The sequence below is a fragment of the Roseicyclus sp. genome (assembly GCF_052168335.1).
GTDB lineage: Bacteria > Pseudomonadota > Alphaproteobacteria > Rhodobacterales > Rhodobacteraceae > Roseibacterium.
In genome coordinates this window covers 1-7,870 of record NZ_JBQLZP010000629.1, presented here as the reverse complement: position 1 = coordinate 7,870, position 7,870 = coordinate 1, and the positions used below count along the sequence as shown (strand labels likewise).

Sequence of the window (7,870 nt, the reverse complement as noted above, 5' to 3'; positions counted from 1 at the left end):
GCCCGCGCAGGGCGGGACTTGTCCCGCCGCCCCCCGCGCCGCCGTCCCTCCCGGCACGTCCGAAGCGCCCGCCCCCTCCCGCCCGCGCAGGGCGGGACTTGTCCCGCCGCCCCCCGCGCCGCCGTCCCTCCCGGCTCCCCGGGTCGCACGGCCTTGCGGGGCGACACGCGCGCAAGGCGCCGGACATGTCCTGCTGCGCCCGAACCGTTCCTCCCCCCCTTGCCCTATCCCCCCCGCTCCCCGTAAAGAACGCGGACCCAAGGCGGAGGCACCCCATGCCCTTTTACGAGTACAAGGTCGTCCCCGCGCCCGAGCGGGCGCCGAAGGTCCGGGGGCTCAAGGGCTGCCCGAAATTCGCCCACGCGCTCGAGACGCTGATGAACGAGCTGGCGCAGGACGGGTGGGAGTACTTCCGCGCCGAGAGCCTTCCCGACGAGGAGAAGAAGGGCCTCATGGGCGGCAAGGAGATCGTGACGCGCAACGTCCTGATCTTCCGCCGCGAACTCTACTTCGAGGAGCCCGGCGAGGACGCGCCCGCCCCCCAGCCCGAAGCACGCGCGCCCCTGTCGCTCACGACACCCGCGCCCGCGGCCGAGGCGCCGCTCGCCCCGGCCGGGGAGCCGCCGCCGCAGTTCGGGCGGCGCCCCCTCGTGGCCGAGCGCAAGGAGCCCGGCCAGGATCACTGATCCCGCCGCACCGTCCGCCGCAAAGGAAAAGGGGCGGCGGCCGCTAAGGCCACCGCCCCCGTCTTTTCCATATCGGTCAGCTCAGGCCGTGGCAGCGGCCTTCGCCCGGCGGCGCATCAGGACGAGGCCGCCCATGCCCGCGAGCAGCATCCACCCCGCCGCCGGCAGCGGCACCGGCGCGAGACCCACGACCGCGCCGTCGAAGGTGAAGGCGTCGTTCGTCGAGGTCGCGATCTCGATGGTGGCCGAGCTCCGCGGGGAGCCGAAGATGATCTGCACGAGGGTCAGCGTCTCGTTGTCGAGCCGGCCCGTGCTGAAGGTCTGGCCATCGGCCATGATCGAGAGCATCCGCTGCCCGGCGTCGGCGGGATCGCGGAGCGCGAAGATCACCGACTCGAAGAGCTGTCCGCCCGCGAGCGCCACGTTCCAGATGAGGCCCGAGGTGTCGGCCGTGTTCAGCGCCCATTCCCCGTCGAAGGGGAAGATGTTGCCCTGCCCGTTCACGCCCGGCGACTGCTGCAGCGCGATGTTGTCGCACCCGTTGCCGCCGCGGTCGAAGCGCGTGCAGGTCGTGCCGCTGCCCGTCCCGCCGCGCGTGGTGAAGCTGCCGACCGAGGTGTTGATGGACGACGCGATCTCGCCGTCGTTCGTCGAGCCGTTGATCTCCTCGCCGTCCTCGAACTGGCCGGAGAGCGTGGCGTTGTTCTCGAAGTCCTCGATCACGAAGCCCGACGAGAGACCGGAAAGGCCGCCGTTGAATGCCGAGTAGAACGAGCTGGCCGGATCGGTGAGCTGGCTGCCCGAGAAGAACGACACGCTGATCGGGCTGGCCGACGCGCCTGTTGCAAATCCTGCTGCAAGGAGTGCAGCGCCCAAAATTGCTTTCACGAGAATGTTCCTTCCGTGTGACTGACCGCGGCCTGCGTGCCGAAATGGACACCGTTGACGCGGCATTACTTGTGCCCGGTTCGGATCGGCGCTGGATTGCGCAGACCGACCCGTCCATCTCGCATCATCGTCCAACTGAGGCCCGATTTCCAGCTTTTTCTTGCCTTTTTAATGACTTATTCCATTTCGGAGACAAGCCTGACGCCCATCACGGCATTGTTTCCCGGCGCCAGGGGACATTAACCACGCGCCTCGGACAGCGCCCGGGGATCTTCCCGGGGCGGTCGAAGACGTCCCGAAACGGGGGAGCTTCAGTCCCGGATCGACAGGGCGAGGGCGTGGATCTCTGCCACGAGATCGCGGCCCAGCGCCTCGTGCACGGCGCGGTGCCGCTCGATGCGGCTCAGCCCCTTGAACTTCTCGCTCTCGATCTTCACCTGGAAGTGGCTCTCGCCCCCTTCCTGGTAACCCGCGTGGCCGCGGTGGCGCTCGCTCTCGTCGATCACCTCGAGGCGGCGCGGCGCGAAGGCCTCCTCAAGCCGCGCGCGGATTTTTTCCGTCCGTGTCACCTTTTCCCGTCCTCGCCTCTTCACCTCGGGCGGCAAAACCCTAAACTGCCTCTTCCGAGTCGAGAAGGGCCGCGACCATGACCCAAAAAGACCCGTTCAACTTCGATCTCCGCGTCTCCACGGACAAGAAGAAACGCCGCTCCGGGCGGCGGGGCATGTCCGGCGCCTTCGAGACGTCGCAGCGGGTCTGCGAGCACGAGGGCTGCGAGGAGGCCGGGCAGTACCGCGCGCCCAAGTCGCCGGACAATCTCGAGGATTTCTACTGGTTCTGCCGCGACCACGTGCGCGAGTACAATCTCAAGTGGAACTTCTTCGAGGGCACGACCGAGGCCGAGATGGAGGCCCAGCTCGACCGCGACCGCGTCTGGGACCGCCCGACCAAGCCCTTCCGCCGCTCGGTCGAGGAGAAGGCCTGGGCGCGCCTCGGCATCGAGGATCCCCACCAGGTGCTGGGCCAGAACGCCACCCGCAATCCGGGCCGCGCGACGAACGGCACCGGGCGCAAGCTGCCCCCGACCGAGCGGCGCGCCATCGAGATCCTCGACGCCCGCGACAGCTGGACCAAGACCGAGATCCGCAAGGCCTACAAGGCGCTCATCAAGGTGCTGCACCCCGACATGAACGGCGGCGACCGTTCCGACGAGGAGCGCCTGCAGGAGGTCGTCTGGGCCTGGGACCAGATCAAGGTCAGCCGCAACTTCCCCGACTGAGCGCGCTCACGGCCGCCAGAAGGCGGTGGTGAACAGGACCAGCACCACGATCAGCTCGAGCCGCCCCAGCAGCATGGCGAAGGAGAGAATCCATTTCGCCGTGTCGTTCAGCGTGGCGAAGTTGCCCGCGGGCCCGATCGTGTCCCCCAGCCCCGGCCCGATGTTGCCGAGCGCGGTGGCCGCCCCCGAGACCGAGGTGACGAAGTCGAGGCCGGTCAGGCCGAGCAGCACCGAGGTGATCCCGAGCGACACGAAGAACAGGACGAAGAAGGCCATGACGGAGGACAGGATCTCCTCCGGGATGGGCCGCCCCTCGAAGCGCGGCTCGAAGACGCCGTGCGGCGCGTAGAGCCTGCGCACCTGGGTGGAGACGGACGCGAAGAGGAGCTGCCAGCGGAACACCTTGATCGAGCAGGAGGTCGAGCCGGCGCAGCCGCCGATCAGCCCGATGAAGAAGAACATCACCACCGGCACCGGCCCCCAGAGCTGGTAGTCGACCGAGGAATAGCCCGTCCCCGAGATGATCGAGGTAACGTTGAAGATCCCCTCGCGGAAGCCGTGCTCCCAGTTGTCGCCGTTCACTGCGACCCGGTAGAGCGTGAGGATCAGCACGAGGACGAGGACGGTCGCGAGGTAGGCCCGCACCTGGCTGTCGCGCAGGATCGGCCGCGCGGTCCCGGCGACGAGCTGGATGTAGCGCACGAAGGGCAGGCTCGCGAGGATCATGAAGACCGCCGCCGCGTATTCCAGCGGCCCCTGGAATGCGCCGAAGGAGGCGTCGCGCGTCGAGAAGCCGCCCGTGGACAGCGTCGTCAGCGAATGCACCAGCGCGTCGAAGGCCGGCATCCCGAGCGCGAGGTAGGTGATCACGCACAGGCCCGTCAGCCCGACATAGATGACCGAGATCCGCGCCGCGATCTCCGAGGCGCGGGGCAGGATCTTGCCCATCGTGTCGAAGGCCTCGGAGCGGAAGATCTGCATGCCGCCGACGCGCAGCTCCGGCAGGAACACCATCGCCACGACGATGATCCCGATGCCGCCGAACCATTGCATCATGCCCCGCCAGAGGTTGATGCCCACGGGCAGCGCGTCGAGCCCCGAGAACACTGTTGAGCCCGTGGTGGTCAGGGCCGACATCGCCTCGAAATAGGCGTCGACGTAGCGCGCGCCGCTGCCGTCCGGCGCCATCGCGCCGAAGACGAAGGGCAGCGCCCCGAAGAAGGGCAGGACGAGCCAGACGCCGGTGGTGAGGATGAAGGTCTGCCGGATCGTCAGGCCCGCCGACACGGCGTTGGCGCAGGCGATCGTGAGGAGCAGCCCGAAGACCGAGGTGATGGCCGCCGCCTCGGCGAAGGCGCCCCAGTGGCCGTTCCCCGCGAAGAGGTCGGCCGCCATCGGCAACAGCATCGTGAGCCCCAGCACAAGCACGAGGAGCCCCAGCACGTAGCCCACGGGACGCATGTCGAACATGGCGCGGAGGGTTGGCCGCAGGCTCCGCCGGTGTCAAGGACGAGGCACCGGCGAAGCCCCTGAGGATGCGCGCGTTTCGCCTCAGCCCGCGTGGATCAGCGTGCGGAAGAGATGCGGATCGAGGCTGGCGGTGGCGAAGGTCGGCCCCTCGGTCAGGACGCTGACGGCGTCGTGGCTGTGCAGGCTCTCCTGGTGGCTGGCGACCACGCGGAAGTCGCCGACGCGGGGGTCGAGCTCGAGCTGCTCGGCGAAGAGGCGGGCGGCATCCTCGACGAAGATCGGGTTGGCGGCGTTCAGTTCGGCGAAGGCCTGCTCGTCCTCGCGCTTGACCATCACCTGCGTCTCGGTCGGCACGGCGGCGCGCGCCATCTCGATCAGGTCCTCGAACCAGAGGCAGCCCTGCCCCTCGGCCACCTCGACCGAGATCCGCGCGACCGAGCGCTGCGAATGCGGCGTGGCGAGCTGGTTGCGGGTCGCCCGCGCGTGCTCGCTCAGCTCCAGCGAGCAGGGGCAGGTCGAGGAATAGACGTAGTCGAGATGCACGATCTTCCGGCGCACGCCGTCCCGCTCCACCAGTTCGAGCGCGATGTCGTAATACTGGTAGCCCGACAGGCCCGAGCGCAGGCTGGTCACGCGCGCGGGGAAGCTCAGGCGCATCTGGATGCGGGCGTCGAAGCTCTCGAGGTCGGCCTTGTAGTCGTCGAGCGCCGCCTCGATCACGCCGAAGCTGAAGGTCTTGTCGGCATGGGCGTAGAAGGACCGCATGATGCGGCTCATGTTGATGCCCTTCTTCTCCGCCTCGAGGCTGACGGTCCCGGTCACGGAGGTCTCGAGCATGAGGTCGCCGTTGTCGCGCGTGTGGTAGCGGATCGGCAGGCGGAAGTTCGAGATGCCGACATGCTGGATCTGCCGGTTCGCGCCGCGGATCAGCGACGCGGGCCCGTTCTGGAGGTCGGGCAGCGTCGCCTTGTAGGCGGCGTCGGCGCGGAAGCCTGCCGGGTAGTCGCGCGAGAACTCGGGATAGGCGCCCGCGCCGCGGAGGAGACGGGCCACGACGGGATCGAGTGCCGCGACATCCTCGGGCGCGGCGGCGTCGGCCCAGTCGCGCAGCAGCCTCAGCGCATCGGCCGCCTCCTCGCGCGTCGGCAGGTCGGTTTCGGTCGTCACTCGGATGTTCATCTGGTCGTCCCTTCCAGCAAACCGTCGGTCCTCGCCTGCGAGATATGGCTCGCGCCGCGAAAAACCCAAGTCTTGTCTTTCGGAAGGGATACGCTAGCGCCGGCCGAACGGATCAATTTTCCGCGACGTATCAGGCGATTACAGCGCCATATCGGGCGACGAAACCGGACAGGATGCGCTCGGGGACGTGGATCTCCTCGGCCCGCGCCGCGGCGGTCAGGCGGTCGGCGTCGGCCGGGTCGAAATAGCCGCGGCCGGCATAGATGCGGATGCGGGTGGCGAAGCTCTCGCCGTCCGCCTCGGGGTGGAACTGCGTGGCGTAGACGTTGCGGCCCGCGCGCATCATCTGCACCGGGCAGGGCGCGGAGGAGACGAGGTGGCCGGCGCCCTCGGGCAGGACCTCGACCGCCTCCTTGTGGCCGACGAGCGCGCGGAAGCGGCGGGGCAGCTCCGCCAGCAGCGGGTCGCGCGCGCCCGCCTCCGTCACGGTGCAGTCGACGCCGCCGATGGGCTCGCCGTAGGTTCCCTGCCCGACGCGCCCGCCCAGATGATGCGCGAGGATACCGAGGCCGTAGCAGCAGCCGAGAAACGGCACGTCGCGCGCGACGATGGCGGGCATGAGCGACAGGATGTCGGCCTCGATCCGCGCCTCGAGGGGCGATTTCTTCTCCGCCGGGTCCGAGACGCAGCCGGGCCCGCCGCCGACGATGACACCGGCATAGGCCTCGGGCGAGAGCTCGGGGATGGGCCGCTGGTCGAGGCGGATGCGCTCCACCTGCTCCGGCCGGAGGCCGCCCCGCGCGAGGAAGGCCGCGAATTCCTCGTCCGCCGCCTCGTCCTCCGGGCGGAGCTGGAGGACGAGGAAGGGCCTCACGCCGCCGCCTCGTCCGCGTGCAGGATGCGCTCCATCACCGCGTTCGGCAGCCGCACGCCGTTCCTCCGAACCTCCTGCCGCCGGACGACGATCCAGCCGCGCGCGCGGAAGAAGGGCTCGGCCACGCGGCTGGCCTCCGTCTCCAGGCGGCCGAGGCCCGCGGCCCGCGCGCGGCCCTCGAGGACGGCGTAGAGCGCGCCCGCCACGCCCCGGCCCCGCACCGCCGGATCGACATAGGCGAAGTCGAGGAACCCCTCCGAGAGGTCCAGCGCCATGAAGCCCACCGGCCCGTGCGGCAGCTCGGCCACCAGCGTCTCGATGGCCGAGAGGCGCGCGTCCCAGGCCTCGCCCGCCTGCACCCAGGGCGACCAGGCGAGGCGCTGCGCCAGCGTGTAGTGCTCGGACGTGCTCCGCCGGACCGCGCGGTGGAAGACCCGCGCCAGCGCCCGCGCATCCTCGGGGCGGTAGTTCCGTATGGCGAGACCCTTCACGGCACGGCCCTCCCTCAGCAGGCGTCCAGCGCGCGGGTGAGGTCGGCGATGAGGTCCTCCGCGTCCTCGAGCCCGACCGACAGCCGCACGAGCCCCCGCGTGATGCCGAGCGCATCGCGCTGCGCCTCGGTCAGGCGCTGGTGGGTCGTGGTCGCGGGATGGGTGATGATCGACTTGGCGTCGCCGAGGTTGTTCGAGATCGTCACGAGTTCCAGCGCGTTGAGGAAGCGGAAAGCCGCCGCCTGCCCGCCGGCGAGGTCCAGCGCGATGACCGTGCCCGGCCGCTCCATCTGCCGCGCCGCGAGGTCGTGCTGCGGGTGCGAGGGCAGGCCCGGATAGATCACGCGGGCGAGGCCCGGACGCCCCTCCAGCGCCTCGGCCACGGCCTGCGCCGTCTGCGCCTGGGCGCGGCAGCGCAGGTCCACGTGCTCGAGCGATTTCAGCATCACCCAGGCGTTGAACGGGCTCATCGCGCCGCCGGTATGCTTGAGGTAGGGCTCGACCGTCTTGCGGATGAACTCCCGCGTGCCGAGGATCACGCCGCCGAGGCAGCGGCCCTGCCCGTCGATGTGCTTGGTGGCCGAGTAGATCACCACGTCCGCCCCCTGCGCGATCGCGTCCGAGAAGACCGGCGTGGCGAAGACGTTGTCGACCAGGACGAGCGCGCCCGCCGCGTGCGCGATCTCCGCCACCGCCGCGATGTCGACGATCTCGAGCGTGGGGTTCGCCATCGACTCGAAGAATACCGCCCTGGTCCCCGGCCGGATCGACGCTTGCCACGCCGCGAGGTCCGTTCCGTCCACGAAATCGACCATCACGCCGTAGCGCGGCAGGATCTCCTCGAGGATGTAGAGGCACGAGCCGAAGAGCGCGCGCGCCGCCACCACGTGATCGCCCGCGCGCAGCATCGAGACCAGCGCACCGTTGACCGCCGCCATGCCGGAGGCGGTGGCGAAGGCGTCCTCCGCCCCCTCGAGCGCGGCGATGCGCTCCTCGAACATGC

At 69.8% G+C, this 7,870-nt stretch carries 9 protein-coding genes; 2 read left to right on the top strand and 7 right to left on the bottom strand.

What is annotated here, in order from left to right; all coding sequences use genetic code 11:
• Positions 1-275: 275 nt before the first annotated feature.
• On the top strand, positions 276-686 hold the full coding sequence (locus ACTS11_RS19295; RefSeq protein ID WP_442641914.1) for a DUF4177 domain-containing protein: 411 nt from the start codon (positions 276-278) through the stop codon (positions 684-686).
• Between the two features lie 81 nt (positions 687-767).
• Here the strand turns inward: ACTS11_RS19295 and ACTS11_RS19290 are convergent, their stop codons facing one another.
• Positions 768-1,502, bottom strand: coding sequence for a VPLPA-CTERM sorting domain-containing protein (locus tag ACTS11_RS19290; RefSeq protein ID WP_442641913.1), 735 nt, complete (start codon positions 1,500-1,502; stop codon positions 768-770).
• A gap of 383 nt (positions 1,503-1,885) precedes the next feature.
• Positions 1,886-2,143 (bottom strand): BolA family protein, encoded by a 258-nt coding sequence (locus ACTS11_RS19285; RefSeq protein ID WP_442641912.1) that lies wholly within the window; start codon positions 2,141-2,143, stop codon positions 1,886-1,888.
• A 77-nt stretch (positions 2,144-2,220) separates the two neighbouring features.
• Here ACTS11_RS19285 and ACTS11_RS19280 point away from each other — a divergent pair, with 77 nt between their 5' ends.
• The gene (locus ACTS11_RS19280) at positions 2,221-2,853 is read left to right on the top strand and encodes a J domain-containing protein (protein WP_442641911.1); all 633 of its coding nucleotides are present in this window, start codon (positions 2,221-2,223) and stop codon (positions 2,851-2,853) included.
• 6 nt (positions 2,854-2,859) lie between these two features.
• On the opposite strand, the gene ACTS11_RS19275 is transcribed toward ACTS11_RS19280, so the two are convergent.
• The 5 genes from ACTS11_RS19275 to ACTS11_RS19255 form a co-directional block, all read right to left on the bottom strand.
• Positions 2,860-4,323 carry a TrkH family potassium uptake protein gene (locus tag ACTS11_RS19275; protein ID WP_442641910.1) on the bottom strand — a complete coding sequence of 488 codons (1,464 nt, stop codon included), beginning with the start codon at positions 4,321-4,323 and terminating at the stop codon, positions 2,860-2,862.
• An 81-nt stretch (positions 4,324-4,404) separates the two neighbouring features.
• Positions 4,405-5,502: a GTP cyclohydrolase FolE2 gene (gene folE2 / locus ACTS11_RS19270; protein WP_442641909.1), complete on the bottom strand. Its 1,098-nt coding sequence runs from the start codon at positions 5,500-5,502 to the stop codon at positions 4,405-4,407.
• A gap of 130 nt (positions 5,503-5,632) precedes the next feature.
• On the bottom strand, positions 5,633-6,376 hold the full coding sequence (locus ACTS11_RS19265; protein ID WP_442641908.1) for a glutamine amidotransferase: 744 nt from the start codon (positions 6,374-6,376) through the stop codon (positions 5,633-5,635).
• Entirely contained in the window at positions 6,373-6,867 is a 495-nt protein-coding gene (locus ACTS11_RS19260) for a GNAT family N-acetyltransferase (RefSeq protein WP_442641907.1), read from the bottom strand. The genes ACTS11_RS19265 and ACTS11_RS19260 overlap by 4 nt, the downstream gene beginning before the upstream one ends.
• A gap of 14 nt (positions 6,868-6,881) precedes the next feature.
• Positions 6,882-7,870: aminotransferase class I/II-fold pyridoxal phosphate-dependent enzyme (locus ACTS11_RS19255; RefSeq protein WP_442641906.1), on the bottom strand; the 989-nt coding region annotated here is incomplete at its 5' end.

Excerpts from the sequence above, each read along its gene's own strand:
- ACTS11_RS19275 (WP_442641910.1), bottom strand. The coding sequence starts at position 4,323 with ATGTTCGACATGCGTCCCGTGGGCTACGTGCTGGGGCTCCTCGTGCTT.
- ACTS11_RS19295 (WP_442641914.1), top strand. The coding sequence starts at position 276 with ATGCCCTTTTACGAGTACAAGGTCGTCCCCGCGCCCGAGCGGGCGCCG.
- ACTS11_RS19280 (WP_442641911.1), top strand. The coding sequence starts at position 2,221 with ATGACCCAAAAAGACCCGTTCAACTTCGATCTCCGCGTCTCCACGGAC.
- folE2 (WP_442641909.1), bottom strand. The coding sequence starts at position 5,502 with ATGAACATCCGAGTGACGACCGAAACCGACCTGCCGACGCGCGAGGAG.